This window comes from Streptomyces sp. NPDC001443 (assembly GCF_053597355.1).
Map to the genome: position 1 here is coordinate 405,926 of NZ_JBSFIA010000002.1, position 25,973 is coordinate 431,898.

At 73.2% G+C, this 25,973-nt stretch carries 21 protein-coding genes; 16 read left to right on the forward strand and 5 right to left on the reverse strand.

Translation table 11 applies throughout. The annotated features are described in order from the left end of the window. Positions 1–189: 189 nt before the first annotated feature. Both ACWC24_RS04620 and ACWC24_RS04625 read left to right on the forward strand, forming a co-directional pair. Positions 190–1,956, forward strand: coding sequence for a phosphatidylglycerol lysyltransferase domain-containing protein (locus ACWC24_RS04620; RefSeq protein WP_450661349.1), 1,767 nt, complete (start codon positions 190–192; stop codon positions 1,954–1,956). Positions 1,957–1,980: 24 nt separating this feature from the next. Beyond that, positions 1,981–2,691 (forward strand): hypothetical protein, encoded by a 711-nt coding sequence (locus ACWC24_RS04625; RefSeq protein ID WP_450661350.1) that lies wholly within the window; start codon positions 1,981–1,983, stop codon positions 2,689–2,691. Between the two features lie 171 nt (positions 2,692–2,862). On the opposite strand, the gene ACWC24_RS04630 is transcribed toward ACWC24_RS04625, so the two are convergent. After that, on the reverse strand, positions 2,863–3,633 hold the full coding sequence (locus ACWC24_RS04630) for a hypothetical protein (RefSeq protein WP_450661351.1): 771 nt from the start codon (positions 3,631–3,633) through the stop codon (positions 2,863–2,865). A 60-nt stretch (positions 3,634–3,693) separates the two neighbouring features. Between ACWC24_RS04630 and ACWC24_RS04635 the strand changes: the two genes are divergently transcribed. The 9 genes from ACWC24_RS04635 (at position 3,694) to ACWC24_RS04675 (ending at position 16,354) form a co-directional block, all read left to right on the forward strand. After that, on the forward strand, positions 3,694–4,482 hold the full coding sequence (locus ACWC24_RS04635; protein ID WP_450661352.1) for an adenosylcobinamide-GDP ribazoletransferase: 789 nt from the start codon (positions 3,694–3,696) through the stop codon (positions 4,480–4,482). Between the two features lie 102 nt (positions 4,483–4,584). Continuing rightward, positions 4,585–5,205, forward strand: coding sequence for an RDD family protein (locus tag ACWC24_RS04640; RefSeq protein WP_450661353.1), 621 nt, complete (start codon positions 4,585–4,587; stop codon positions 5,203–5,205). Between the two features lie 379 nt (positions 5,206–5,584). Further along, positions 5,585–7,111, forward strand: a complete 1,527-nt coding sequence (locus tag ACWC24_RS04645) for a leucyl aminopeptidase (protein ID WP_450661354.1) — start codon at positions 5,585–5,587, stop codon at positions 7,109–7,111. A 339-nt stretch (positions 7,112–7,450) separates the two neighbouring features. Further along, entirely contained in the window at positions 7,451–8,839 is a 1,389-nt protein-coding gene (gene lpdA / locus ACWC24_RS04650) for a dihydrolipoyl dehydrogenase (RefSeq protein ID WP_450661355.1), read from the forward strand. Positions 8,840–8,897: 58 nt separating this feature from the next. Further along, entirely contained in the window at positions 8,898–10,724 is a 1,827-nt protein-coding gene (gene sucB, locus ACWC24_RS04655) for a 2-oxoglutarate dehydrogenase, E2 component, dihydrolipoamide succinyltransferase (RefSeq protein ID WP_450661356.1), read from the forward strand. Between the two features lie 239 nt (positions 10,725–10,963). After that, a complete protein-coding gene (locus tag ACWC24_RS04660) occupies positions 10,964–11,587 on the forward strand; it encodes a GntR family transcriptional regulator (protein WP_450661357.1) in 624 nt (207 codons plus the stop codon). 302 nt (positions 11,588–11,889) lie between these two features. Further along, positions 11,890–14,595 carry a pyruvate dehydrogenase (acetyl-transferring), homodimeric type gene (aceE, locus tag ACWC24_RS04665; protein WP_450661358.1) on the forward strand — a complete coding sequence of 902 codons (2,706 nt, stop codon included), beginning with the start codon at positions 11,890–11,892 and terminating at the stop codon, positions 14,593–14,595. A 107-nt stretch (positions 14,596–14,702) separates the two neighbouring features. Further along, positions 14,703–15,779, forward strand: coding sequence for a helix-turn-helix transcriptional regulator (locus tag ACWC24_RS04670; protein WP_450661359.1), 1,077 nt, complete (start codon positions 14,703–14,705; stop codon positions 15,777–15,779). Positions 15,780–15,835: 56 nt separating this feature from the next. Then, on the forward strand, positions 15,836–16,354 hold the full coding sequence (locus ACWC24_RS04675; RefSeq protein WP_450661428.1) for a DUF4240 domain-containing protein: 519 nt from the start codon (positions 15,836–15,838) through the stop codon (positions 16,352–16,354). Between the two features lie 109 nt (positions 16,355–16,463). Here the strand turns inward: ACWC24_RS04675 and ACWC24_RS04680 are convergent, their stop codons facing one another. Both ACWC24_RS04680 and ACWC24_RS04685 read right to left on the reverse strand, forming a co-directional pair. Next, positions 16,464–16,706, reverse strand: a complete 243-nt coding sequence (locus ACWC24_RS04680) for a hypothetical protein (protein WP_450661360.1) — start codon at positions 16,704–16,706, stop codon at positions 16,464–16,466. A 50-nt stretch (positions 16,707–16,756) separates the two neighbouring features. Next, entirely contained in the window at positions 16,757–17,593 is an 837-nt protein-coding gene (locus ACWC24_RS04685) for a peptidoglycan recognition protein family protein (protein ID WP_450661361.1), read from the reverse strand. 238 nt (positions 17,594–17,831) lie between these two features. Here ACWC24_RS04685 and ACWC24_RS04690 point away from each other — a divergent pair, with 238 nt between their 5' ends. Further along, complete coding sequence (locus ACWC24_RS04690; protein ID WP_450661362.1) at positions 17,832–19,016, forward strand: MarP family serine protease; 1,185 nt, start codon at positions 17,832–17,834, stop codon at positions 19,014–19,016. Between the two features lie 94 nt (positions 19,017–19,110). Here ACWC24_RS04690 and ACWC24_RS04695 read toward each other — a convergent pair whose 3' ends face one another. After that, positions 19,111–19,620 (reverse strand): N-acetyltransferase family protein, encoded by a 510-nt coding sequence (locus tag ACWC24_RS04695; RefSeq protein WP_450661363.1) that lies wholly within the window; start codon positions 19,618–19,620, stop codon positions 19,111–19,113. Between the two features lie 120 nt (positions 19,621–19,740). On the opposite strand from ACWC24_RS04695, the gene ACWC24_RS04700 reads away from it, so the two are divergent. Together ACWC24_RS04700 and ACWC24_RS04705 are read left to right on the forward strand one after the other, a co-directional pair. After that, on the forward strand, positions 19,741–20,634 hold the full coding sequence (locus ACWC24_RS04700; protein ID WP_450661364.1) for a TIGR01777 family oxidoreductase: 894 nt from the start codon (positions 19,741–19,743) through the stop codon (positions 20,632–20,634). Between the two features lie 161 nt (positions 20,635–20,795). Beyond that, positions 20,796–22,196: an NAD(P)/FAD-dependent oxidoreductase gene (locus ACWC24_RS04705; protein WP_450661365.1), complete on the forward strand. Its 1,401-nt coding sequence runs from the start codon at positions 20,796–20,798 to the stop codon at positions 22,194–22,196. A gap of 76 nt (positions 22,197–22,272) precedes the next feature. Here ACWC24_RS04705 and ACWC24_RS04710 read toward each other — a convergent pair whose 3' ends face one another. Further along, a complete protein-coding gene (locus ACWC24_RS04710; RefSeq protein WP_450661366.1) occupies positions 22,273–23,799 on the reverse strand; it encodes a regulator in 1,527 nt (508 codons plus the stop codon). A gap of 243 nt (positions 23,800–24,042) precedes the next feature. Here ACWC24_RS04710 and lipB point away from each other — a divergent pair, with 243 nt between their 5' ends. Both lipB and lipA read left to right on the forward strand, forming a co-directional pair. Continuing rightward, a complete protein-coding gene (gene lipB / locus ACWC24_RS04715; RefSeq protein WP_450661367.1) occupies positions 24,043–24,840 on the forward strand; it encodes a lipoyl(octanoyl) transferase LipB in 798 nt (265 codons plus the stop codon). A 125-nt stretch (positions 24,841–24,965) separates the two neighbouring features. Beyond that, positions 24,966–25,931, forward strand: coding sequence for a lipoyl synthase (gene lipA / locus ACWC24_RS04720; RefSeq protein WP_162468769.1), 966 nt, complete (start codon positions 24,966–24,968; stop codon positions 25,929–25,931). Positions 25,932–25,973: the final 42 nt, after the last annotated feature.

Sequence of the window (25,973 nt, forward strand, 5' to 3'; positions counted from 1 at the left end):
GCACCGCCGCACCGGCGGACGCACGACCGCGAGCCGAGACGCACCGCCGTGCGACAGGCCGCGCGGCCATCGGGCACGACGCGTGGTCGTCGGGCACGACGCACAGCCGTCGGGCACGACGCGCGGCTGTCAGACAGGGCGGTGACGAAAGAGCGGTTCACGGTAGGCTCCCCCATATGATCACCCTTCATGGGAGATGTCCGTATCGCGCCTGTCCGGGATCGCCGTAGCACCGGAGCCTCGCGGCGGGCCGCGAGCCTCGCCGTCTGGTATCTGCGGGCGATCGCCTTCGTCAACTTCCTCAGTGCGGTGTGGGTCTCCCTGGGACAGGACGTGCGCCGGCACAACCAGGAGAACCTCTTCACGCCGTACCTGCTGACGGCCGGGTTCGCGTCGGGTGTGTTCACCGCGTTCCTGGCCGTCACCATGCGCCGTCGCAAGCGGGCCGCGTGGATCCTGAATCTCGGGCTGAGCGGCCCGTTCCTGGTGCTGTTCGCCCTCGCGATGGCGTTCCCGGAGGTCCGGCAGTACGCGCAGAACTGGATCTCGCTCGGTCTCACCGCGGTCTTCGTGGGCGCCCTGCTCGTCGGGCGGCGCGAGTTCTACGCCAAGGGCGACCGCGCCAACCCCCGGCTCGCCGCGGTGGTCGCGGCCGGTGGACTGCTGCTGTCCTCGCTGCTGGCCGCGCTGCTGGTGACGGTCACCAACCAGGCCGCGGACGCCGGTCTTTCGACGTTCTCCGAGCGCTGGCGGTACGGGACGCTGCGGCTGGTCTCGGTGGCGGCCGACGAGTCCCGCTACCCGGGCATCTCGACGCCGAACTGGGCCGACGTCGCGGTCAACGTCCTGAGCACGGCGCTGGTGCTGGCCGTGTTCTACGCCGCCTTCCGCTCCCGGCGCGCCGTCGACCCGCTCACCGAGGACGACGAGAAACGACTGCGCGTCCTGCTCGAACAGCAGGGCGAGCGGGACTCGTTGGGGTACTTCGCGCTGCGCAGGGAGAAGAGCGTCGTCTGGTCGCCGACGGGCAAGGCGGCGGTCGCCTACCGGGTCGTCGGCGGGGTGTCGCTGGCCTCCGGGGACCCGATCGGGGACCCGGAGGCCTGGCCGGGGGCGATCGAGCCGTGGCTCGCCGAGGCCCGTGCCCACGGCTGGATCCCGGCCGTGATGGGGGCGGGCGAGGAGGCGGGCACGGTGTACGCGCGGCACGGCCTGGACGCGCTCGAACTCGGCGACGAGGCGATCGTGGAGGTCGCCGAGTTCACCCTGGAGGGGAGGGCCATGCGGACCGTGCGGCAGGCCTGCAACCGGGTGCGCCGGGCGGGCTGCACGGTCCGCATCCGGCGGCACGAGGACATCTCCGCGCAGGAGATGGCGGATCTCGTCGCCCGGGCCGACGACTGGCGCGACGGGGCGACCGAGCGCGGGTTCAGCATGGCGCTGGGGCGGCTCGCCGACCCGGAGGACGGGCGCTGCGTGATGCTCGAATGCCTGGACGGGGAGGGGCGGTTGCGGGCACTGCTGTCCTTCGTGCCGTGGGGGCCGCACGGGCTGTCGCTCGATCTGATGCGGCGTGACCGCGGCTCCGACAACGGGTTGATGGAGTTCATGGTCATCGAACTGCTGCGGCGGGCCCACGAGATCGGGATCACTCAGGTGTCGCTCAACTTCGCGATGTTCCGTTCGGTCTTCGAACGTGGTGCGCGTCTCGGCGCCGGACCGGTGCTGCGGCTGTGGCGTTCGCTGCTCAGCTTCTTCTCGCGCTGGTGGCAGATCGAGTCGCTGTACCGGGCCAACGCCAAGTACCGGCCCATCTGGGAACCGCGGTTCCTGCTCTTCGAGAAGAGCGGGGACCTGCTGCGCATCGGTGTCGCGGCGGCACGGGCGGAGGGGTTCCTGGAGGCGCCGGGGCTGCCCAAGTGGCTGCACCGCAGGCACCTGGACACGCACAGATGAGACCACGGGGATGAGGGACGCCGGATGAACAGGATCGCCCGCTGGGCCCGCGCCGAATGGGGTCTGCTGTACGTCACGGTGCGCGAGCCGCTGCTGAAGCGGCGTCGGCGGGCGGTCCCGATGAGCCTGGGGGCGGTGTGCCTGACCGCGGTGATACAGGTCGTACAGAACCAGCCGTGGGGCTACGGGTTCGTGCAGGGCGTCGGCGCGGTGCGCGCCGAGGACCCGCTGTGGGCCGCCCTGCTGCGTACCCCCCTGTCGCTGTTCGTACCGGCGCTGGACCTGCCGGTGTGGGGCGCGCTCGCCCAGATCCTGTTCGTGTTCGGGATCGCGGAGATCTGTCTGGGCCGGTGGCGGACCCTGCTCGTGGCGTACACCGCCACGCTGGCCGGGACGCTCTACGCCCGGCTGGGCATCGCGCTCGGACCCGGCCGTCCGCTGGGGCTGCCCGCCTCGGACGCCCAGGTCGTGGACACCGGCCCTTCGGCGGCCGTGGTGGGGCTGGCGATCTGCCTCGGCTGGCGCTACGGCGCGTACGCGACCGCGGGCGCGGTGGCCCTGGCGATGGTCGTCGAGGTGCTGCTGAAGGAGAACCTGGCAGGCAAGGAGCATCTGGCGGCGCTCGCGGCGACGGTGGCGCTGTGCGGTGCCACGGCGCTGCGGCACCGGCTGCCGCACCGGGGACCGGCACGACGGTTCGGCACCCCGGTGGACCTGTCGTCCGACCCGCCCTGACGCCGCCCGGGTCCGTCCGCCCGTTCCCCCTCCTGACGCCGCCCGGCTCCGTCCGCCCGTTCCCCCTCCTGACGCCGCCCGGCTCCGCCTGCCCGGACCCGCCCGACCGTTCCCGACCGGCCCGGAGCGGCCCGGCCCGGAGCGGCCCGGCCCGGAGCGGCCCGGCAGGCCCTACCGGCCGTCGGGGCCCGGCAGTCGGGCCGGGGACGGGTCGGGTTTGCCGCCGATCCAGTCCTCCAGGGCGCGGCGGGGTCCGGCCCACCGGCGGTCGTGGCGGTAGGCCCGCAGCCGGGACCGGGCACGGGCGCGCGGGCGGTGGCGGTAGCAGCGTCTGGCCCAGAAGGATCCGGGGCGGGCCAGCCGGATCGCGCCGACCAGGGCGATCACGGGCACGATCACCCCGAAGACCGCGGTCCGCGCCTTGCCCTTGCTCAGCGCGACCAGGGAGAAGAGGAAGTTGACGGCGACGGTCGCGATGACGGTGCCGCGGTCCGCGATCTCGTCCTGGGAGAGGTCGTTGACACCGAACGGGGCGAAGCCGGACAGCAGCAGCCCGACCAGGGCGGCGGTGAGCACCACGGCCTCCACGCTCTTGCGTCCCTCCTCGCTCCAGTAGACGTCGTCGAGGTGCAGGATCAGCGCGAACTCGTCGAGGACCAGGCCCGCGCCGACCCCGAAGACGACCGCGGACAGGCCCGCGGCGAAGCCCTCCCGGCCGCTGGCGACCGCCCCGAAGCCGCCGGCGACGGTGAGCACGACACCCGGGACCACGTGGTGGATGTGCAGGCCGCCGGCCCTGACGTTGCCGAAGGGTCCCCGGCCCGCCCGGATCATGCGGGTGACGACCCGGGTGACCGCGAAGGTGACGACGAAGGACATGAGAGCGAGCAGCAGGGGCAGTTTGCCCGGCTCGACGATGTTCCGGTACAACCAATGTCCCATATGCGCACTTTATCCACGGGGGCCGCTGGAGCCGCCCCGCCCGCCGGGTAATCTGCGCCGATGCCCAAGACCCCCGCCTGGCCGGACGGCCTCCGCTTCGCCTTCGGCACCCTGACCGTGCTCCCGGTGCGGGTGACCCGGTGGGACCGGCAGGCCGCGCGCGCCGGAATGCTGTGCGCTCCGCTGGCCGGACTGACGGTCGGCGCCGGCGCCGCCGCGCTCGGCGTGCTCCTGCTGTTCCTGGGGGCCGGCCCGGCACTCGCCGCCGTCGCCACCGTCGCCGTACCGGCCGCGCTCACCCGCGGGCTGCACCTCGACGGGCTGGCCGACACCGCCGACGGGCTGGGCAGCAACAAGCCCGCCGAGGACGCGTTGCGGATCATGAAGCAGTCGGACATCGGCCCGTTCGGGGTGATCACGCTCGTCCTCGGGCTGCTCGCCCAGACGGCCGCGCTCGCCCAGTTGTACGGCGCCTCCTGGGCCCGCGGGGCGCTCGCCGCCGTCGTCTCGGCGACCGTCGCGCGGCTGGCGCTGACCCTGGCCGCCCGCGGCGGGGTGCCGGCCGCCCGGCCCGAGGGCCTCGGGGCCGCGGTCGCCGGGGTGGTCCCGGCGCGGGCGGCGGCGGGGGCGGCGGGCGTCACGGTGCTCGCCGCGGCCGGCGCCGGCGCGCTCCTCGGGACGTACGACCTCGTCCGCACGGCGTTGTCGGCGCTCGCCGCGCTCGCCGTCGCCGAACTCCTGCTGCGTCACTGCACGCGCCGCTTCGGCGGGGTCACCGGCGACGTGTTCGGCGCCCTGGCCGAGACGGCCGCGACGGCCGCGCTCGTACTGCTGTCCCTCGGTCGCTAGTTCACCGCCGGCCGAGGGACGGCCCCTCGGGCGAGCCGCGGCCGAGGGCGGGCTACTCTGTTGCGCCTCACACGGACGGATGATCACGATCGGGGGACGTTCGTGCCGAAACTGCGCCGCGCCATGGCCTGGTTCATCGATTTCGCGCTGGTGCTCGCGGGGGCGTCGGCGCTGGCGGTGCTCACCTTCCACCGGATCTCCGGGCTCGTCACCGACGTGCCCGGACTCGCCACCCGCGGCGGCCTCGACCTGCTGGCCTCGCGCGGCGACGTCCTCGGCGCCGGGGAGCACTTCGGGCTGTCCCTCTGGAACAAGGCGGTGCTGTACGTCGAGCAGGCCTTCGGCGTGCTGGTCGTCGCCACCTTCCTCTACCAGTGGACCTGTCTCGCCCTGGCCGGACGCACCCTCGGCAAGGGCCTGGTCGGCCTGAAGGTCGACCGCACCGCCCCGCGCCGGGCCGCGCTGCGGGCCGCGGTGACCACCGCCGCGGACGTCGCGGTGTACGCCGTCGCCTGCGTGCTGCTCGTCGAGGGCCGCTTCCTGCTGTCGCTGACGGTGTGGGTGGTGGCGGTCGCCGTCTTCTTCCTCAACGCCCTGCCGGTCCTGCTGCCCGGCCGCCGCTCCCTCGCCGACCGGGTGGCCGGCACGGCGGTGACCGGGTTCGGGCTCGGCCGCGGCGCCGCCGCGCCCGTGCCCGCTCCCGGGGCGACACCGGCTCCGTAGCGAACTCGGCGGCGCCGTAAGGGAGTCGACACGACGGCGGATCGCGGGCCGCGTCCCGGACGACGCCGTGGACGGCGGCGCCTGCGGCAGCCTGCCTGTGGTTCGGTCCAAGCGTTCGCGACCCGCCGGGTGTAGCCCGGGGCGGGGAGTGCGAGGATCGGCAAGTGACGACGACGCCACCGACGGGTGAACGCCCGCAGGAATGAGCGAAAGCCCTTACGCGCGTAGGCTCCTCCCAGACGTCCGCACCGGTCCGCCGCACCGGTGAGGGCACTGGTGGAGACCGCGCCCGCCGGCCGCGCCAGGTCGGCACACGGGCCAGGTCGACCCACACAGCTCGGCCACAGACACTTCTCACCGGAAGCGAGATTCCACCACCGTGACTGCTCTCACTCTCAGCACCGCCGCGGCGCCCGGTCTCCGGGCCGACGCCATCGTGATCGGTGTCGCCAAGGGCTCGAAGGGTCCGGTCGTCGCACCGGGCGCCGAGGCCGTGGACCAGGCTTACGACGGCAGGCTCGCCGGCGTCCTCGAGACCCTCGGTGCCTCCGGTGCCGAGGGCGAGGTGACGAAGCTGCCCGCACCGACGGGCTTCAAGGCCCCCCTCGTGGTGGCGGTCGGCCTGGGCGCGGAGCCCGAGAAGGACGCCGCCTACGACGCCGAGGCACTGCGCAGGGCCGCCGGCGTGGCCGCCCGCACCCTCACCGGGGTCAAGAAGGCCGCCTTCGCGCTGCCCCTCACCGACGCTGCCGCCCTCGGCGCGATCGCCGAGGGCGTGCTGCTCGGCGCGTACGCCTTCACCGCCTACAAGGAGAACGGCAAGGACGCCAAGGCCCGGGCCGGCAAGACCCCGCTGGCCGAGGCCGCGCTGCTCGGCGGCAAGCCCCGCGACAAGGAGCACAAGGCCGCCGTCGAGCGCGCCACCGCCGTCACCGAGGAGCTCAACCGCGCCCGCGACCTGGTCAACATGCCGCCGAACGACCTGGACCCGGCGGCCTTCGCCGCCATCGCCCAGGCCGCGGCCAAGGAGCACGGCCTCAAGGTGCAGGTGCTCGACGAGAAGGCCCTGGAGAAGGGCGGCTACGGCGGCATCCTCGGCGTCGGCAGGGGCTCCGCCTCCGGTCCGCGCCTGGTCAAGCTCTCGTACACCTCCTCGAAGGCGGACAAGCACCTCGCCTTCGTCGGCAAGGGCATCACCTACGACTCGGGCGGCATCTCGCTGAAGCCCGCCGGGCACAACGAGACGATGAAGTGCGACATGAGCGGTGCCGCCGCCGTGTTCGCCGCGGTCGTCGCGGCCGCCCGTCTGGGCCTGGAGGTCAACGTCACCGGCTGGCTGGCGCTGGCCGAGAACATGCCGTCCGGCTCCGCCACCCGTCCGGGTGACGTGCTGCGCATGTACAGCGGCAAGACCGTCGAGGTCCTCAACACCGACGCCGAGGGCCGTCTGGTCCTCGCCGACGCGCTGTGGGCGGCCTCCCAGGAGAAGCCCGACGCCGTCGTGGACGTGGCGACCCTGACCGGCGCGATGGTGCTGGCGCTGGGCAGCCGCACCTTCGGCATCATGGCGAACGACGAATCGTTCCGCAGCGCGCTGCACGAGGCCGCCGAGGAGGTCGGCGAGCCGGCCTGGCCGATGCCGCTGCCGGAGCACCTGCGCAAGGGCATGGACTCCCCCACCGCCGACATCGCCAACATGGGCGAGCGGATGGGCGGCGGCCTGGTCGCGGGTCTCTTCCTGCGCGAGTTCGTCGGCGAGGGCATCACCTGGGCGCACCTCGACATCGCGGGACCGGCCTTCAACGAGGGCGGGCCCTTCGGTTACACGCCCAAGGGCGGCACCGGCAGCGCGGTGCGCACCCTGGTGCGTCTCGCCGAGCTCACGGCGGCCGGCGACCTCGGCTGAGGAGCGCGGTCCGCTCCGGCAGGGGGACTGTGCGTCTGATCACTCGGTCCGCCCCGCGTACCTCCGGGTACGGCGGTGCGGTCGGCCGCGGACCCGCGGCCGAGCCGCTGATCGGCACGGTCCCCCGCCCCTCCGGGGGAGCGCTCCCCCGGTCGCCACGACCGGACGTGGGACGCCTCACACTCAGGCCCCGCGTCTCGTCCACCCTCGACAAGTGCGAAGATGGGGCTCGGCAGGACAGGGCCCCCACCGAAGGGCCGAACGCAAAAGAGCGGCCGGACACCAGCCGCCGACCGGTCACTGGAGACCGGCGTGGCGCACATGCATGGAGGACGTGACGTGGCGAACGACGCCAGCACCGTTTTCGACCTAGTGATCCTCGGCGGTGGCAGCGGTGGTTACGCCGCGGCCCTGCGCGGGGCGCAGCTGGGTCTGGACGTCGCCCTGATCGAGAAGGACAAGGTCGGCGGTACCTGCCTGCACCGGGGTTGCATCCCCACCAAGGCCCTGCTGCACGCGGGCGAGATCGCCGACCAGGCCCGCGAGAGCGCGCAGTTCGGCGTCAAGGCCACCTTCGAGGGCATCGACGTACCGGCCGTCCACAAGTACAAGGACGGCGTCATCTCGGGCCTGTACAAGGGTCTGCAGGGTCTCATCGCGTCCCGCAAGGTGACGTACATCGAGGGTGAGGGCCGGCTGTCCTCCCCCACCTCCGTCGACGTGAACGGCCAGCGCGTCCAGGGCCGCCACGTCCTGCTGGCGACCGGCTCCGTGCCGAAGTCGCTGCCGGGCCTGGAGATCGACGGCGACCGCATCATCTCCTCGGACCACGCCCTCGTCCTGGACCGCGTGCCGCAGTCCGCGATCATCCTGGGCGGCGGCGTCATCGGCGTCGAGTTCGCCTCGGCGTGGAAGTCCTTCGGTGCCGACGTGACCGTCATCGAGGGCCTCAAGCACCTCGTCCCGGTCGAGGACGAGAACTCCTCCAAGCTTCTTGAGCGCGCGTTCCGCAAGCGCGGCATCAAGTTCAACCTGGGCACCTTCTTCTCGAAGGCCGAGTACACCCAGAACGGTGTCAAGGTCACCCTCGCGGACGGCAAGGAGTTCGAGGCCGAGGTCCTCCTCGTCGCCGTCGGCCGCGGCCCGGTCTCGGCCGGCCTCGGCTACGAGGAGCAGGGCGTCGCGATGGACCGCGGCTACGTCCTGGTCGACGAGTACATGCGTACGAACGTCCCCACCATCTCCGCCGTCGGCGACCTGGTCCCGACGCTCCAGCTCGCGCACGTCGGCTTCGCCGAGGGCATGCTGGTCGCCGAGCGCCTGGCCGGCCAGAAGGTCGTCCCGATCGACTACGACGGTGTCCCCCGGGTGACCTACTGCCACCCCGAGGTCGCCTCCGTGGGCATCACCGAGGCCAAGGCCAAGGAGATCTACGGCGCGGACAAGGTCGTCGCGCTCAAGTACAGCCTGGCCGGCAACGGCAAGAGCAAGATCCTGAACACCTCCGGCGAGATCAAGCTCGTCCAGGTGAAGGACGGCGCCGTGGTCGGCGTCCACATGGTCGGCGACCGGATGGGCGAGCAGGTCGGCGAGGCCCAGCTGATCTACAACTGGGAGGCGCTGCCCGCCGAGGTGGCCCAGCTCATCCACGCCCACCCGACGCAGAACGAGGCGCTCGGCGAGGCCCACCTGGCGCTGGCCGGCAAGCCCCTGCACGCGCACGACTGACCCTCGGTCGAAGACGCCACACACAGACTTCCGCAATTCGTTAGGAGCAACCGAAACCATGGCGGTTTCCGTAACCCTTCCGGCGCTCGGCGAGAGCGTCACCGAGGGCACCGTCACCCGCTGGCTGAAGGCCGAGGGTGAGCGCGTCGAGGTCGACGAGCCGTTGCTCGAGGTCTCGACCGACAAGGTCGACACCGAGATCCCCTCCCCCGTCTCCGGTGTGCTGTCCTCCATCAAGGTCGCCGAGGACGAGACCGTCGAGGTCGGCGCCGAGCTCGCCGTCATCGACGACGGCACGGCTGCCGCCGGGGCTCCTGTGGCCGAGGTTCCGGCCGCCGAGCCGGCTCCGGCCGCCGCCCCGGCGCCCGTGGCCGAGGCCCCCGCCCCGGTCGCCGCCCCCGCCCCCGCTGCGGCTCCGGCCGCCGCCCCGGCCGGTGGCGCCTCGGGCACGGACGTGGTCCTGCCCGCGCTCGGCGAGTCCGTCACCGAGGGCACCGTCACCCGCTGGCTGAAGCAGGTCGGCGAGGAGGTCTCGGAGGACGAGCCGCTGCTCGAGGTCTCCACGGACAAGGTCGACACCGAGATCCCGGCGCCCGTCTCCGGCGTGCTGCTGGAGATCGTGGTCGGCGAGGACGAGACCGCCGAGGTCGGCGCCAAGCTCGCCGTCATCGGTTCCCCGGGCGCCGCCCCGGCCGCCGCCCCGGCCCCGGCCGCTCCGGCCCCGGCCCCGGCCCCGGCGGCCCCGGCTCCGGCCCCGGTCGCGGCCGCTCCGGCCCCGGCTCCGGCCCCCGCCGCCCCGGTGGCTCCGGCCGCCCCGGCTCCCGCGCCCGCCCCGGTCGCCGCCCCTGCTCCGGTCGCGGCTCCGGCTCCGGTCGCGGCTCCGGCCGCCGCTCAGGCCCCGGTCGCCGCTCCGGCCGCGCCCGCGCCGGTCGCCCCGGCCGCCCCCGCCGGTGACGACGGCGCCTACGTGACCCCCCTGGTGCGCAAGCTCGCCGCCGAGAACGGTGTCGAGCTGTCCGCCGTCAAGGGCACCGGTGTCGGCGGTCGTATCCGCAAGCAGGACGTCATCGCCGCCGCCGAGGCCGCGAAGGCCGCCGCCGCTGCCCCGGCTCCGGCCGCCGCCGCCCCGGCCGCCAAGAAGGCCCCGGCGCTGGAGGTCTCCCCGCTGCGTGGCCAGACCGTCAAGATGCCCCGCATCCGCAAGGTCATCGGCGACAACATGGTCAAGGCCCTGCACGAGCAGGCGCAGCTGTCCTCGGTCGTCGAGGTCGACATCACCCGTCTGATGAAGCTGCGCGCGCAGGCGAAGGACTCCTTCGTGGCCCGCGAGGGCGTCAAGCTCTCCCCGATGCCGTTCTTCGTGAAGGCGGCGGCCCAGGCGCTGAAGGCCCACCCGGTCATCAACGCCCGGATCAACGAGGCCGAGGGCACGATCACCTACTTCGACTCCGAGAACATCGGTATCGCGGTGGACTCGGAGAAGGGCCTGATGACCCCGGTCATCAAGGGTGCGGGCGACCTGAACATCGCCGGCATCGCCAAGGCCACCGCCGACCTGGCGGGCAAGGTCCGCGCCAACAAGATCACCCCGGACGAGCTGTCCGGCGCGACCTTCACCATCTCCAACACCGGCTCGCGCGGCGCGCTGTTCGACACGATCATCGTGCCGCCGAACCAGGTCGCGATCCTGGGCATCGGTGCCACGGTCAAGCGTCCGGCCGTCATCGAGACGGAGGAGGGCACGGTCATCGGCGTCCGCGACATGACGTACCTGACCCTGTCCTACGACCACCGCCTGGTGGACGGTGCCGACGCCGCGCGTTACCTGACCGCGGTCAAGGCGATCCTGGAGGCCGGCGAGTTCGAGATCGAGCTCGGCCTGTAGTCCTTGCAGGAAGCTTGAGGAGCAGTCCTCGCACAGCGCTCCCACGGTGCCCCCGTCCGGAACCTCCGGCCGGGGGCACCGGCGCATGTCCGGCGGGTCAACGGCCGTGGACAGCGTGTAAGCCTCGTCTCACCTGCGCGAAAGCGCCCCGATGCGCCCCTGCGGGACGTGTCCGCGGCCTTATTGTCTAATGGTCAAACGCCCCCGGGGGCCTGTGGGTCCCTCCCTAAGGAGCTCTCATGACCGCGCCCGTCATCCACTCGCTGCGCGAACAGATCCGCGAGCACATCGTGGAGGGGATCGTCAGCGGGCGCTGGCAGCCGGGCGAGCGGATCGTGGAGCGGCGGATCGCGACCGAGCTGGAGGTCAGCCAGACACCGGTGCGCGAGGCGCTGCGCGAACTGGAGTCGCTGCGGCTGATCGAGTCGGCACCCAACAAGGGCGTACGGGTGCGCAACCTGACCGCGGCCGACCTGGAGGAGAGCTATCCCGTCCGGGCCGGTCTGGAGGCCATCGCGGCGGAGCTGGCGGCGGACCGGCTGGCGGCGGACTGCTCGGCCCTGGAACCGCATGTCGCCGCGCTGTACGAGGCCGACCGCAAGGCGGACGGCACGGCCCAGGTGCGGCACACCGTGGGCTTCCACCGGGAACTGGTGCGGGCGGCCGGCAACTCGGTGCTGCTGCACACCTGGGAGGGGCTCGGCATCGAGGTGTTCACGGCACTGTCGATCCGCTGGCTGGGGACGGTGCAGCAGTCGTACGCCGAGGAGCACGAGGAACTGGTGCAGGCGTTCCTGCGCCGCGACCCGCGCATCGCGGAGCTCGTGAAGGCGCATGTCCTTGGCTGCGCTCCGCGTCCCTGACGCACCCCTGACGCGCCCCTGACACGGCCGGGCGCAGCCGAGCACAGCCGCGCTCACCTGCGGGAATCCGAGCGGAATCAGCGAAAAAGTCGGCACCGCGTGCCTGCCTGGAGGGCACGCGGTGCCGACTTTCTCGTCATCAAGAGATTTTGCCCTCGACTCTTTGATCGATCATCGATCAGGGGGTTAGAGTCACCGACGGGCTTCCACCAGAGAGCCCCATGCCCTGTCCTGCCAAAGACCAAGGGCAACCCCCCGAAATACCTCACAGGGAACCCCCTTCGACTGAGGAAGGCGGCGAAATGACCGACCCCAACGCCATCCAGCCGAGCGCGCTCGACCAGCTCCCGGACCGTGACCCGGAGGAGACCGCCGAATGGCAGGCCTCCCTCGACGCGGTCGCCGAGGCGGCCGGGCCGCACCGTGCGGCGTACCTGATGCGCCGGACGCTGGAGCGTGCCGAGGGCAACGGCATCGCGCTGCCCAAGCTCCTGGAGACGGACTACGTCAACACCATCCCGACCGCCGCCGAGCCGACCGTGCCCGGTGACCCGGAGATGGAAGCCCGCATCACCGCGTGGAACCGCTGGAACGCGGCCGCCATGGTGACCCGCGGCGCGAAGCACGGAGTCGGCGGCCACATTGCCACCTTCGCCTCCGCGGCCTGGCTGTACGAGACCGGCTTCAACCACTTCTTCCGGGGCAAGGAGGCCGACGGCTCGGGCGACCAGCTCTACATCCAGGGCCACGCCTCCCCCGGCATCTACGCCCGCGCCTTCCTCGACGGCCGGCTCACCGAGCAGCACCTGGACAACTTCCGCCAGGAGGCGGCCGGCAACGGCCTGCCCTCCTACCCGCACCCGCGGCGGCTGCCCTGGCTGTGGGAGTTCCCGACGGTGTCGATGGGCCTCGGCCCGCTCTCCGCGATCTACCAGGCGCGCTTCAACCGCTACCTGACCAACCGCGGCATCAAGGACGTCTCCGCGTCCCACGTCTGGGCCTTCCTCGGCGACGGCGAGATGGACGAGCCCGAGTCGACGGCGGCTCTCGCGCTCGCCTCCCGCGAGGGTCTGGACAACCTGACCTTCGTCATCAACTGCAACCTCCAGCGCCTCGACGGCCCGGTGCGCGCCAACTTCAAGATCGTGCAGGAGCTGGAGGCCCAGTTCCGCGGCGCGGGCTGGAACGTCGTCAAGTCGCTCTGGGGCACCGCCTGGGACGAGCTGTTCCAGCTCGACACCACCGGCGCGCTCGTACGCCGGCTGCGCGAGGTACCCGACGCCCAGGTGCAGACGTACCAGACGCGCGGCGCCGCCTACATCCGCGAGGACTTCTTCGGCAAGGACCCGGCGCTCGTCGAGATGGCGAAGCTGCTGAGCGACGACAAGATCCTCGACTGCTTCCACCTCTCCCGCGGCGGCCACGAGTCCCGCAAGGTCTTCGCGGCCTACAAGGCGGCGCTGGAGTTCAAGGGCGCGCCGACCGTCATCCTGGCCCAGACCGTCAAGGGCCACACCCTCGGCGAGGGCTTCGCGTCGAAGAACGCCAACCACCAGATGAAGAAGCTGACGGTGGACGAGTTCAAGACGATGCGCGACCTGCTCGAACTCCCCATCCCGGACAGCGACTTCGCCGACGGCGTGGTCCCCTACGGCCACCCGGGCGCGGACGCCCCCGAGGTGCGCTACCTCCAGGAGCGCCGCGCGGCGCTCGGCGGCCCGGCCCCGGCCCGCCGCACGCACGCGCTCGCCCCGCTGCCGGCCCCCGCCGAGAAGGCGTTCGCCTCCTTCGACAAGGGCTCCGGCTCCCAGAACGTCGCCACCACCATGGCGTTCGTCCGCCTGATCAAGGACCTGGTCCGCGACAAGGAGACGGGCAAGCGCTGGGTGCCGATCGTCCCCGACGAGGCGCGCACCTTCGGCATGGAGTCGCTCTTCCCGTCGCTGGGCATCTACTCGCCCAAGGGCCAGACGTACGAGCCGGTCGACCGCGACCAGCTGATGTACTACAAGGAGGCCAAGAACGGCCAGATCCTCAACGAGGGGATCACCGAGGCCGGTTCGATGGCCGACTTCATCGCCGCGTCCACCGCGTACTCCACGCACGGCGAAGCGATGATCCCGTTCTACATCTTCTACTCGATGTTCGGCTGGCAGCGCACCGCCGACCAGATGTGGCAGCTCGCCGACCAGCTCGGCCGCGGCTTCCTGGTCGGCGCCACGGCCGGCCGCACCACGCTGACCGGTGAGGGCCTCCAGCACGCGGACGGCCACTCCCCCGTCATCGCCGCGACCAACCCGGCGGCCCTGACGTACGACCCGGCCTTCGCCTACGAGGTCGCGACGATCGTCAAGGACGGTCTGCGCCGCATGTACGGCGAGGCCGCCCCGGGCGAGGACCCGAACGTCTTCTACTACCTCACCGTCTACAACGAGCCGATGCCGCAGCCGGCCAAGCCGTCCGGCCTCGGCATCGACGAGGGCATCGTCAAGGGCCTGTACCGCTTCAACACGGCGGAGTCGGCGGGCCTGAACGTGGCCGGGGCCAACCCCCCGCGCATCCAGCTGCTGGGCTCCGGCACGGCGATCCACTGGGCCCTGCAGGCGCAGCGGATGCTCGCCGAGGAGTGGGGCGTGGCCGCGGACGTCTGGTCCGCCACGTCCTGGACCGAGCTGCGCCGCGACGCGCTGGAGGCCGACGCGGCCCTGCTGCGCGGCGAGGAGCGCGTCCCGTACGTCCGTCAGGCGCTGCACGGCGCCGAGGGCCCGGTGCTCGCGGTCTCCGACTACATGCGCCAGGTCCCCGACCAGATCGCGCAGTGGGTCGAGCAGGACTGGTCCTCGCTGGGCGCCGACGGCTTCGGCCTGTCGGACACCCGCGAGGCGGCCCGCCGTCACTTCGGCGTCGACGCCCAGTCGGTCGTCGTCGCGGCGCTGGCGCAGCTCGCCCGGCGCGGTGAGGTCAAGGCGACCGCGGTGAAGGAAGCACGGGACCGGTACGGCCTGTAACACTGGATCCGGTGGAGGGGCACGGTGACCGACCGCCGTGCCCCTCCACTGTCATGTGCGCCCGGACGCGCCCCCTCGCTGTCAGTGGGGCCCGGCATGATGACGGCATGCGCGCTGCCCGGCTGATCAAGATGGTCCTGCTGCTCCAGTCCCGGAGCTCCATGACCGCCGCCGAGCTGGCCGTGGAGCTGGAGGTCTCGGAGCGGACCGTCACCCGGGACGCGCAGGCCCTCTCCGAGGCGGGGGTCCCGGTGTACGCGGAGCGGGGGCGGGCCGGCGGGTACCGGCTGGTCGGCGGATACCGTACGCGGCTGACCGGACTGGCCCGCGGCGAGGCCGAGGCGCTGTTCCTGAGCGGGGTGCCGGGGGCGCTGCGGGAGATGGGGCTGGAGGACGCGGCCTCGGCGGCCCGGCTGAAGGTGTCGGCGGCGCTGCTGCCCTCGCTGCGGGACGCCTCGCGCTCGGCGGCGCAGCGCTTCCATCTCGACGCCCCCAACTGGTTCGCCGAGCCCGCCACGCCCGAGCTGCTGCCCGCCGTGGCGGACGCCGTGTGGGACGACCGGCGGATCACCGCCCGCTACCGGCGTACGGAGCACGGCGGGCGGCCGGAGCCCGGCGGGCGCGCTGAGCGCGACGGACGGCCGGAACCCGGCGCCGGGCGGGAGACCGAGCGGGAGTCCGGGCCGGAGGCCGGGCGCGAGGTCGAGCGGGAGCTGGAGCCGTACGGGCTCGTGCTCAAGGCGGGCGTCTGGTACCTGTGCGCGCGGGTGGCGGACGGCGGCGCCCTGCGGGTCTACCGGATCGACCGGTTCACGGCGGTGGCCGCCGGCGGGGAGCGCTTCACCCGCGACGAGGCGTTCGACCTGCCCGCCTTCTGGCAGGAGCGGGCCGAGCAGTTCGCGTGCTCCCTGCTGCGGGCCGAGGTCGTGGTGCGGCTGTCCGGCGAAGGCATACGCAGGCTGCCGTACGCCGTCGATCCGCGCTCCGCCCGGCAGGCGCTGGCGGCCGCGGGCGCCCCGGACCGGGACGGCTGGGTGACGGCGACCCTGCCGGTGGAGTCCGAGGAGGTCGCCCACGGTCAGCTCACCGGGCTCGGGCCCGAGGTCGAGGTGCTGGCGCCCGCGAGGCTGCGGGAGCGGTTCGCGCGGGACGCGGCCCGGTTCGCCGGGCTGTACCGCTCATAACGATCCGCCGCACTCCACGTGCGTCGTCCCCCGCCAGGCACGATGCTGGACCAGTGATGGACGAGACGGAGTTCTGGGAACTCGTGGACGCCGCCCGCGAGGCCGCCGACGGCGACCCCGAGGAGCAGGCCGACGTGCTGACGGACCGGCTGCTGCGGCTGGACCCGGACTCGGTGCTCGACTTCGCACGCCACTTCGAGTCCCGCTACAACCGCGCCTACACCTGGGACCTGTGGGGGGCCGCCTGGGTGCTGCTCGACGGGGCCAGTGACGACGCGTTCGACTTCTTCAGGTGCTGGCTGATCGGCCAGGGCCGGGACGTCTTCGAGGGCGCGCTGCACGGCCCGGACTCGCTGGCCGACCTGCTGGGCGAGTTCGACGAGGAGATCGACGGCGACGGCGAGGAGCTCGGTTTCGCGGCCGACGAGGCCTACGAGCAGCTCACCGGCACCGTCGCCCCGGACCTGGGCATCCCGGCCGCGCCCGCGGAGCCCGAGGGCGCGCCGATCGACTTCGAGAGCGAGCAGGCACTCGCGGAGCGCTACCCGAGGCTGTGGGACCGCTTCCGGGGATAGGGCCTGTCCGACCTCTCCCGCCCCTTCCTGGCCCCTCCCGCCCCTTCTCGCCCCTTCTCGTCTCTTCTCGCCTCTTCGCGCCCGCCCCGCGACGCCGTGCGCCCCGGGTTCACGCGGACGCGCGGCGGCGGCCCGGGTCCGACGGGAGGTAGGCCTGCGGCTGCTCGGCCGCCGCGTGGTGCAGTGGCGCCCTGTTGGCCTGGTCGAGGGCTGACGCGGTCACCGCGGCCGGCCCCAGGACGACGGTCGCGACCGCGCACAGCACCGCCCACGGGCTGCGCGCGGCCCCCGAGCGGCCGGTGTCCCGTTCCGCGGTGTCCGTGCGGCGGTCGGTCGTACGCCTGCTGCTCATGAGTTCCCCGCCTCCGGTCGGCTGCTGTCGCCACCGACCGTAGGCCGCCGTCATCTGAGGAGCCTGCGCCCCGTCTGTGGCTTCGCTGTGGGTGTCCTGCCCTGGAGCCGCGCCGCCGCCTCCCGGATGGCCGGGAGCTTGGCGATGAGGGCCGCGCCGGGGCAGCTGGTCATGAAGCCGTCCTGGTGCGCCGCCAGGGCGGGCAGCATGGCGGCTTTGCCGGCCGGGTAGCGGCTGAGGCTGTTGCTGGACACGAGGCGCACCCGGATGCGCGGGTCGACGTCGGCCAGGCCCAGCTTCCAGGCGGCCAGCGCCGCGATCGAGTCGGTCATCGCCTTGGGCACGGCTCCGTCCGTGAAGGTGCCCAGGGCGGCGATGCCCGCGGTGCGGTGGTTGAAGCCCTGGGTGTGGGCGCCGGTGACCGCGCGGTCGACACCGCCCGCGCGGCCCTCGTAGATGGTGCCGCAGCGGTCGACGACGAAGTTGTAGCCGATGTCGTCCCAGCTCCGGGCGCCGGTCTGGCCCGAGTACAGGTAGCGGATGATGCGGGGCGCGTCGGCGCACTTGTAGCCGTTGGGCGAGTCGGTGTGGTGGATGAAGACGGCGACGACCTTGTCGTCGTAGCGCGGCGGCGGCTGCGGGTGCGAGGCGGTGGCGTCCAGCCAGGCGGAGCGCGGCAGGATGCGCGGTCTGGCCGCGGTGTGGGCGGAGTGCGGGCTCGCGCTGGCGGCCGGGTGCTCGGGCCGGGCGGCCAGCGAGGCCCTCGCGGCGCCGCCGCCACCGCCCGCGTACAGCGCCAGCGCGACGACGGCGATGAACCCGGGCAGGCAGGCCAGCAGCACCAGCACGGTGCTCGGCACCCGCGGGAAACGCGGTTCTCGTTTCATGCGCACTCTTCGAAAGCCGGGTCGGAAGACACACATGGTCCCACTGTCGGGGCGGACGACATGGACCGCGATGTGTGGCGTGCCACCCGGTGGAACCATCGTCCCGGTCCGCGGCGTTTCTGTGGGTACACGCGTGTGCGGCGGCCTCCGGCCGGTCGGCCGTACGCGGCTGATCACCGGGTCCGTCCCGCGCGTACTAGGAGACGCCCCTTGAGGGGTCCGAGAGAAAGGCGGCTCCGTGGACCTGCTCGACTTGGTGCTGTTGCTGGTGATCCTGGCCTACGCCGGGTCCGGCTACCGGCGTGGGCTGGTGGCCGGCTGCGTCTCGCTCGCCGGGTTCGTGGGCGGCGCGGTGATCGGCGTGTGGATCCTGCCGTGGGTGATGCGCCTGGTGACGCCGGGGACGACGGCGGCGACGATCACCGCGGTACTGACGGTGCTGGTGCCCGCGGCGGTGGGGCACGAACTGGCCGGGCGGCTGGCACTGAAGCTGAGACGCGAGCTGGACCGGGGGCCGCTGCGGGTGGCGGACGGGATCGGCGGGGCCGCGGCGAACACGGTCGCCGTGCTGCTCGTGGCGTGGGTGGCCGCGAGCGTCCTGGGCGCGTCCTCGTCCCCGCTGGTGACGACGGCGATCCGTGACTCGGCGCTGCTCGGCGGGGTGCAGCGGGTGATGCCGGACACCACTCCGGCCTGGTTCTCGAACGCCACGTCCGCGCTGACCCAGGCGGGCTTCCCGCAGGTCTTCAACCCGTTCGAGAACGAGTCGACCTCCCAGGTGGCCGCGCCCTCCGGCGACAACGTCACCCCGCGCGCGACCCGGGCGGCCGAGCGGAGCACGGTGAAGATCGAGGGCTCCTCGGGCGATCAGGGCCGCGAGGGCAGTGGCTTCGTGTACGCGGCGGAGCATGTGATGACCAACGCGCACGTGGTGGCCGGCATCGACCGCCTGGGCGTGCGCGTCGGCGGCGTCGGGCAGTCGTACCGGGCCCGGGTGGTGCTGTTCGACCCGGGCAGGGACGTGGCGGTGCTGTACGTGCCCAATCTGCGCGCCCCCGTGCTGCGCCTGGACGACGAGGCAGGGCGCGGCGAGGCGGCGGTGGTCGCGGGCTATCCGCAGGACGGCGACCTGAACCTCCAGGCGGCGACGGTCGCGAACCGGATGAAGGCGACGGGCCGGGACATCTACAACGACTCCGTCGTCACCCGGGAGATCTACTCGATCCGCTCGACCGTGCGGCCGGGCAACTCGGGCGGTCCGCTGCTGACCACCGACGGGCGGGTGTACGGCGTCGTCTTCGCGCGCTCCACCTCGGACCACGAGACCGGCTATGTGCTGACTGCGGCCGAGGTCTCCTCCGACGCGGAGCGCGCGGCCCGCTCGACGGCCCCCGTGGACACCGGCGAACTGATCACGTCCTAGGCGTCACGGCGGGCACACCGATCACGTCCTGAGCCGCCCGCCCGCCGATCACGTCCTAGGTGTCACTGAGCGACCGCCGGTCACGTCCCGGGTGTCACAGCGGGCGGCCCATCAGTACGTCGTCGACGTACTCCCCGCCCAGGAAGAACTCCTCGGGCTGCACGCCCTCGACGACGAAGCCCTCGGAGGCGTACAGCGCACGGGCGGCCGTGTTGTGCCCGAGGACGCGCAGGCTGATCCGCCGGGCGCCCTGACGGCGGGCCTCCACCACGGCCGCGCGCAGCAGCGCGCGTCCGACGCCCCGCCCGCGGGCCTCCTCGGCGACGGCGAGGCCGCGAATCTGGCGGACGTGCGCGTTCGAGGCGAGCGAGGTGGCCAGGCCCAGGCGGATGTAGCCGACGATCCGGCCGTCGAGTTCGGCGACCAGATGGTCCCGGGGCCCGGTGCGCTCGGTGAAGAACGGCTCGTAGGGCTGCCGCGGCGGCGGGCTGACCGCGTGCAGGTACGACCAGACCGCGCGGTCGAGACGGCCGAGGGCCTCCTCGTCGTCGAGCGTGGCAAGGCGTACGTCGAACAGGGCAGGGCGTATCCGGGGCACCGACATGGAGGGCAGCCTACGACGGGGGGTGCGCGGGCCCGCACGATGTCCGTGACGGACACCCCGGCCGAGAACGGCGGGCCGCCGCACGGGCTTTCGGCGACCCGACCGGTGAGGATGGGCGGCATGGAACGCAAGCGAATCGCGGTGGCGGGTGCCTCCGGTCTGATCGGCGGTGCTCTGGTGCGGTCCCTGACCGCGGACGGGCACGAGGTGGTGCGGCTGGTGCGCCGTGCGGCCCGGGGCGGGCACGAGGTCTGCTGGGACCCCGGGGGACGGTACGTGGACACGGCCGGGCTCGACGGCTGTGACGCCGTGGTCAATCTGGCGGGCGCCGGGGTCGGCGACCGGCGCTGGACGGAGGCGCGCCGCAAGGAGATCCACGACAGCCGGGTGCTGGGCACGGCGGCGCTGGCGGAGGCGGTGGCCGCGCTGGACCGGCCGCCGCGGGTGTTCGTCAACGGCAGCGCGATCGGCTTCTACGGGGAGACCGGGGACCGGATCGTCGACGAGGACGCGCCGGCCGGGCGGGGCTTCCTGGCCGAGCTGTGCGTGGAGTGGGAGGCTGCCGCGGCACCCGCGCGGGAGGCGGGCGTGCGGACGGTGTTCCCGCGGACCGGGCTGGTGGTGGCGCGCGGGGGCGGGGCCTGGCAGCGGATGTTCCCGCTGTTCGGGGCGGGGCTCGGGGGCCGGATGGGCGACGGGCGGCAGTACTGGTCGTACATCTCGCTGCACGACGAGGTGGCCGCGATCCGGCATCTGCTCGCGCGCGAGGACCTGTCGGGGCCGTTCAACCTGACCGCCCCGCAGCCGCTGACGAACCGTGAGATCACCGCGGCGATGGGGCGCGTGCTGAACCGGCCGACCCTCTTCACGGTGCCGCAGGCGGTGCTGCGGGCGGCTCTCGGGGAGCTGGCCGGCGAGGTGCTGGGCAGCCAACGGGTGGTGCCCAAGCGGCTGCTGGAGTCGGGGTTCGCCTTTGCGTTTCCGGGGATCGAGGACGCGATCCGGGCGGCCTGACACCGGCGACGACCGTATGCGACCGCTGTGCGACCGTGCCCTGTCCATGCGCGACTGCCCCTGACCGATCACCGCCCTAACCTCGATCCGAACTCGGGCATCCCGGACGCCCGTTGGGGGCATGACGTCTCCACCGGCCGCGCAACCTCGAGGAGGGGCACGTGCTTGAGCCCGCGTACCAGGCAGACGTCGTCGTCGTGGGAGCCGGCATCGCCGGCCTCACGGCGGCACATCGGCTGACCAGCGCAGGAATCACGACCGCAGTCCTGGAGGCCGCCCCCTGTCCGGGCGGCCGCATGTCGACCGAGAAGGTCGACGGCTTCCGGCTGGACCGGATCGGACAGCTGCTGAACACGGCGTATCCCGAACTGCACCGCACTCCGGGGCTCGACGGGCTCGTCCTGCGCCCCTTCGCCCCGGGCGTCCTGCTGCACAGCGACGGCCGTCGGCGCAGGGCGGGCGCACCGGCGGGCGGAGGGAGCGCAAGGGGCGCACTCCATGCCGTGCGCGCCCTCGCAACCGCCCCCAGGCCGCCCGCCACCCTGCCCAGGCCGCTGCCCCGGCCCCGCGGCGGCCTTCCGCGGGGCGCGTCCGTGCCCCGGGCCCGCGCGGGCGCCCCGCTGGGAACCGCCGTCGACCAGGCCCGGCTCGGCGCCGCGCTCACCCGGATCGCGCACACGCCCCTCGAACGGTTGCTGTCCCGCCCCGAGGCCCCGGCGGGCCTCGCCCTCGCCGCCCGCGGCGTGCCCGCCCGGACGATCGACGGCTTCCTGCGCCCCCTGCTCGCCGCCCTGCTGTGCGACCCGGACCTGACGTCGTCCAGCAGGTGCGCGGACCTGGCGCTGCGCGCCTTCGCCTCGGGCCGGCTGTGCCTGCCCGAGGGCGGCGCCGAGGCGCTGCCCGAACTGCTCGCCCGGGCCCTGCCGCCTGGCACCCTGCAGACCGGGGTGCGGGTCACCTCGGTCGCCACCAACGCGGTGACCACCGCGGAGCACGGGGTGTTCCGCTGCCGTGCCGTCCTGGTGGCCACCGACGCGCGCAGCGCCGCCGAACTGCTGCCCGGTCTGCGCGTACCGGAGTTCCACCCGGTGACGGTCGTCCACCACGCCACCGACGAGCCGCCCGAGACCGGCGCGTCCCTGCTGCTGGACGCCGACCGCGGCGGCCCCGTCGCGCACACCGCGGTGGTCAGCCAGGTCGACCCCAGCCGGGCTCCCGCGGGCCGGGCACTGGTGTCGTCCACGGTGCTGGGACCCCCGCCGGCCGACCTCGACACCGCCGTACGGATCCATCTGGCGCGGCTGTACGGCACCTCCACCGCGCGCTGGGAGACCCTCGCCGTGCACCACGCCGCCGACGCGGTGCCCGCCATGCGCCCGCCGCACGACCTGCGCCGGGCGGTACGGCTGCTGGCGGGGCTGTACGTGTGCGGCGACCACCGCGACACCAGCACCGTGCAGGGTGCGCTGCACTCGGGCCGGCGGGCCTCGACGGCGATCCTGGCGGACCTGGGCGCGGCGGGGCCGATGCACACGGCGGAGCCGCTGCGCACGGCGGCCTGAACCGACCCGCCGCCGCACGCTCGCCCGTACCGGCCGCCGCCCGCCCACCCCGGGACGGCGGCCGGTACGCGCCGGCTCACCCGAGGACGGCGGCCACCTTGTCGCGGTACCCGCGCACCGGCGCCGCGTCCTTGTACGGCTCCAGCCTCCGCTCGAAGTCCCGTACGTACTCCGTGGCCCGCACCGACCGCATCTCCGCCGCCTGTCCGGCGGCCTCGGCACCGAGCTGGCAGGCCTGGTCGAGTTCGCCGAGGCCGAGCCGGGCGGTGGCGAGCACGATCCGGCAGAACACCCGGCTGCGGGCGAAGGAGGGGGCGCGCAGTTGCAGGGAGCGCTCGGCGTGCAGGGCGGCGGCCCGGAACTGCTGGAGGTCCCGGTGGCAGTGCCCGAACTCGTCGGCGAGCTGCGCCTCGTCGAAGAACCGCGCCCAGTACGGCACCTCGTCCCCGGGCCGGGCCGCCTCCAGGGCCCGCTCGGCCCGTACCAGGGAGGCGGTGCAGGCGCGCACCTCGCCCAGCACCCCGTGCGCGCGGGCCTCGACGGAGTGCAGCAGCGCCTGGAGGACCGGCGGGGCGCTGGTGCCCACGCCCTGCTGGGCGACCCGCGCGAGCTGCACCGCCTCGCGCCCGTGCGCCAGGTAGACGGCCTGCCGGCTCATGGTGACCAGGACGTACGAGCCGTACGCCCGGTCCCCGGCCGCCTGGGCCAGCCGCAGCGCCTGCACGAAGTAGCGCTGGGCGAGTCCGTGCGCGGCGATGTCGTACGAGGTCCAGCCGGCCAGCCGGGTCAGGTCGGCGGCCGCGGCGAACAGCCGGCGGCCGGTCTGCTCGCCGTAGACGCCCCGCAGCATCGGCTCGCACTCGTGTTCCAGATAGCGCACCAGGGCCTGGCGGGCGTGGCCGCCGCCGTAGGCGTCGTCGAGGGTGCGGAACAGCTCGCCCACCGAGCGCAGCGCGGCGATGTCGCCGCCGCTGACACGCTGGCCGGGACCGCGTTCGCTCTGGCCGCGCCGCCGGACGGGGGGTCCCTGCTGCTCGGGCGGGAGCGCCGGCCTCGGCACGGCGGCGCGGACCTGGGCCGGCACCTGCCCCGGCAGCAGGGCCGACACCTGGGCCACGGGCTGGGCCGGCACCCGGGCGGGCGGTTCGCCGCGGGCGACCCGTTCGTCGGCCCGGCCGATCAGCCAGTCCCGGCTGGGCACGACGAGCCCCGCCGGGGTGAACGCGATCTTGCGCAGCTCGGCGTGGCTGCCGGAGTCCTTGCGCCACAGCCCGCTGACGATGTCGACGGCCTCCTCGGGCGTGCCCGCGAACTCCAGGCCCGCGTACACCGGGGCGCAGGCGTCCAGGCCGAGTTCCTGGGCGGAGAGCCGGCGCCCCAGCCTGCGGGTGAACACCTCGGCGATCAGGGCGGGGGTGGTCCCCCGGGGCTGCTGTCCGCGCAGCCAGCGGGTCACGGAGGTCTTGTCGTATCTCAGGTCGAGCCCGTGCTCGAGACCGAGCTGGTCCACGCGACGGGCGAGACCTGCGTTGGAGAACCCCGCTTCTGCGATGAGCGCGGCGAGCTGGCGGTTGGGAGTGCGCTGCGCGGGTCGGTCCGTCATCTGCGGTGCGGTCTCCTGCCTTTCGGGCCTCGCTGGGCCCAGCGTTGCCCGGATTGCCTGTGAGCAGCCCATATGGGCTCGTGAACGGCGCGAATGTAGCTGAGCGTAAGCAGTCGATCGCACATCTCGACGTTCATTCATCCGATCGTGTGAGGATTAGCCGTGCGGCTGACGGGATTCGGTCGGACGTACAGTGGCGTAGGCATGTTTCGTGCCTTACGACCTTCTAGGGAGGCGCTTGCCGTGAGTGAGTTGCGGTTCGTCCGTATGGGGTTCGGCGCGGACGCCGTCGAGTACCAGGAGGCGTGGGACGAGCAGCGCCGGGTGCACGCGGCCCGCTTCGCCGACGAGATCCCCGACACCGTGCTGCTCCTGGAGCACCCGCCCGTCTACACGGCCGGACGGCGCACGGCGGACAACGAGCGCCCCCTGGACGGCACCCCGGTGGTCGACGTGGACCGCGGCGGCAAGATCACCTGGCACGGTCCGGGCCAGCTCGTCGGCTACCCCATCCAGAAGCTGCCGCGCCCGGTCGACGTCGTCGCCCATCTGCGCCGGCTGGAGGACGCGATGATCCGCGTCTGCGCCGAGTTCGGCGTCGAGACCAGCCGGGTCGAGGGCCGGGCGGGCGTGTGGGTGCTGGGCGACCCGGTCGAGCAGCGGCCGTCGCTCGGCGGCCTCTCCCTGGACTTCGACCCGCGGCTGACCGACGAGGAGTTCGACCCCCGCCTCGACGGCCCGGAGTACGCGCCCTCGAACGCCGGCCAGCGCCGCGAGGACCGCAAGATCTGCGCCATGGGCATCCGGGTCGCCAAGGGCGTCACCATGCACGGCTTCGCCCTCAACGTGAATCCGGACACCACCAGCTACGACAAGATCATCCCGTGCGGCATCCGCGACGCCGGTGTGACCTCCCTCGCCCACGAACTGGGCCGCGCCCTCACCATCGAGGAGGTGCTGCCGGTGGCCGAACGGCACCTGGCCGACGTTCTCGGCAATGCGGACCTCAGGCCGCGCGAGATCGAGAAGGCCACCACCTGACCGGGAATGCGACCGGAGGCCGAGGGGTTGGCCTCACGGGCGGGCAGAGCCCGGCAAACACGAGGCGTACGCTGGTGTACGCCGAAGATTCGAAGACTACTCAAAGCAATCAGCAGGGAGCCGATGTGTCCGCAGTCGCACCCGACGGACGCAAGATGCTGCGCCTGGAGGTCCGGAACGCCCAGACCCCCATCGAGCGCAAGCCCGAGTGGATCAAGACCCGGGCGAAAATGGGTCCCGAGTACACGAAGATGCAGAACCTCGTGAAGAGCGAGGGCCTGCACACGGTCTGCCAGGAAGCCGGCTGCCCGAACATCTACGAGTGCTGGGAGGACCGCGAGGCGACCTTCCTCATCGGCGGCGACCAGTGCACCCGGCGCTGCGACTTCTGCCAGATCGACACCGGCAAGCCCGAGGCGCTCGACCGTGACGAGCCGCGCCGCGTGGGCGAGTCCGTGGTCACCATGGACCTGAACTACGCCACCATCACCGGCGTCGCCCGCGACGACCTGGAGGACGGCGGCGCCTGGCTGTACGCCGAGACGGTCCGCCAGATCCACGCGCAGACCGCCGGGCGCGAGGCCGGCCGCACCAAGGTCGAGCTGCTCGCCCCCGACTTCAACGCGGTCCCCGAGCAGCTCGCGGAGGTCTTCTCCGCCCGCCCCGAGGTCTTCGCGCACAACGTCGAGACGGTCCCGCGCATCTTCAAGCGGATCCGCCCCGGCTTCCGCTACGAGCGCTCCCTGAAGGTGATCACCGCCGCGCGCGACTACGGCCTGGTCACCAAGTCCAACCTGATCCTCGGCATGGGCGAGACCCGCGAGGAGGTCAGCGAGGCGCTGCGGCAGCTGCACGAGGCCGGCTGCGAGCTGATCACCATCACGCAGTACCTGCGCCCCTCCGTGCGCCACCACCCGGTGGAGCGCTGGGTGAAGCCGCACGAGTTCGTCGAGCTGAAGGACGAGGCCGAGCAGATCGGCTTCTCCGGCGTGATGTCGGGCCCGCTGGTCCGGTCCTCGTACCGGGCCGGACGGCTGTACCAGATGGCCGTCGAGAAGCGCGGAGCATACATCGCCACGCAGGCCGTCTGACGGAACGCCGGCGATCGTGCCCCGAATGGGCGCGAGACAAGC

Bases quoted from the DNA above. Each gene is read 5' to 3' on its own strand.
- ACWC24_RS04620 (WP_450661349.1), top strand. From the start codon at position 190: ATGGGAGATGTCCGTATCGCGCCTGTCCGGGATCGCCGTAGCACCGGA.
- ACWC24_RS04625 (WP_450661350.1), top strand. From the start codon at position 1,981: ATGAACAGGATCGCCCGCTGGGCCCGCGCCGAATGGGGTCTGCTGTAC.
- ACWC24_RS04630 (WP_450661351.1), bottom strand. From the start codon at position 3,633: ATGGGACATTGGTTGTACCGGAACATCGTCGAGCCGGGCAAACTGCCC.
- ACWC24_RS04635 (WP_450661352.1), top strand. From the start codon at position 3,694: ATGCCCAAGACCCCCGCCTGGCCGGACGGCCTCCGCTTCGCCTTCGGC.
- sucB (WP_450661356.1), top strand. From the start codon at position 8,898: ATGGCGGTTTCCGTAACCCTTCCGGCGCTCGGCGAGAGCGTCACCGAG.
- ACWC24_RS04660 (WP_450661357.1), top strand. From the start codon at position 10,964: ATGACCGCGCCCGTCATCCACTCGCTGCGCGAACAGATCCGCGAGCAC.
- aceE (WP_450661358.1), top strand. From the start codon at position 11,890: ATGACCGACCCCAACGCCATCCAGCCGAGCGCGCTCGACCAGCTCCCG.
- ACWC24_RS04670 (WP_450661359.1), top strand. From the start codon at position 14,703: ATGCGCGCTGCCCGGCTGATCAAGATGGTCCTGCTGCTCCAGTCCCGG.
- ACWC24_RS04675 (WP_450661428.1), top strand. From the start codon at position 15,836: ATGGACGAGACGGAGTTCTGGGAACTCGTGGACGCCGCCCGCGAGGCC.
- ACWC24_RS04680 (WP_450661360.1), bottom strand. From the start codon at position 16,706: ATGAGCAGCAGGCGTACGACCGACCGCCGCACGGACACCGCGGAACGG.
- ACWC24_RS04685 (WP_450661361.1), bottom strand. From the start codon at position 17,593: ATGAAACGAGAACCGCGTTTCCCGCGGGTGCCGAGCACCGTGCTGGTG.
- ACWC24_RS04695 (WP_450661363.1), bottom strand. From the start codon at position 19,620: ATGTCGGTGCCCCGGATACGCCCTGCCCTGTTCGACGTACGCCTTGCC.
- ACWC24_RS04700 (WP_450661364.1), top strand. From the start codon at position 19,741: ATGGAACGCAAGCGAATCGCGGTGGCGGGTGCCTCCGGTCTGATCGGC.
- ACWC24_RS04710 (WP_450661366.1), bottom strand. From the start codon at position 23,799: ATGACGGACCGACCCGCGCAGCGCACTCCCAACCGCCAGCTCGCCGCG.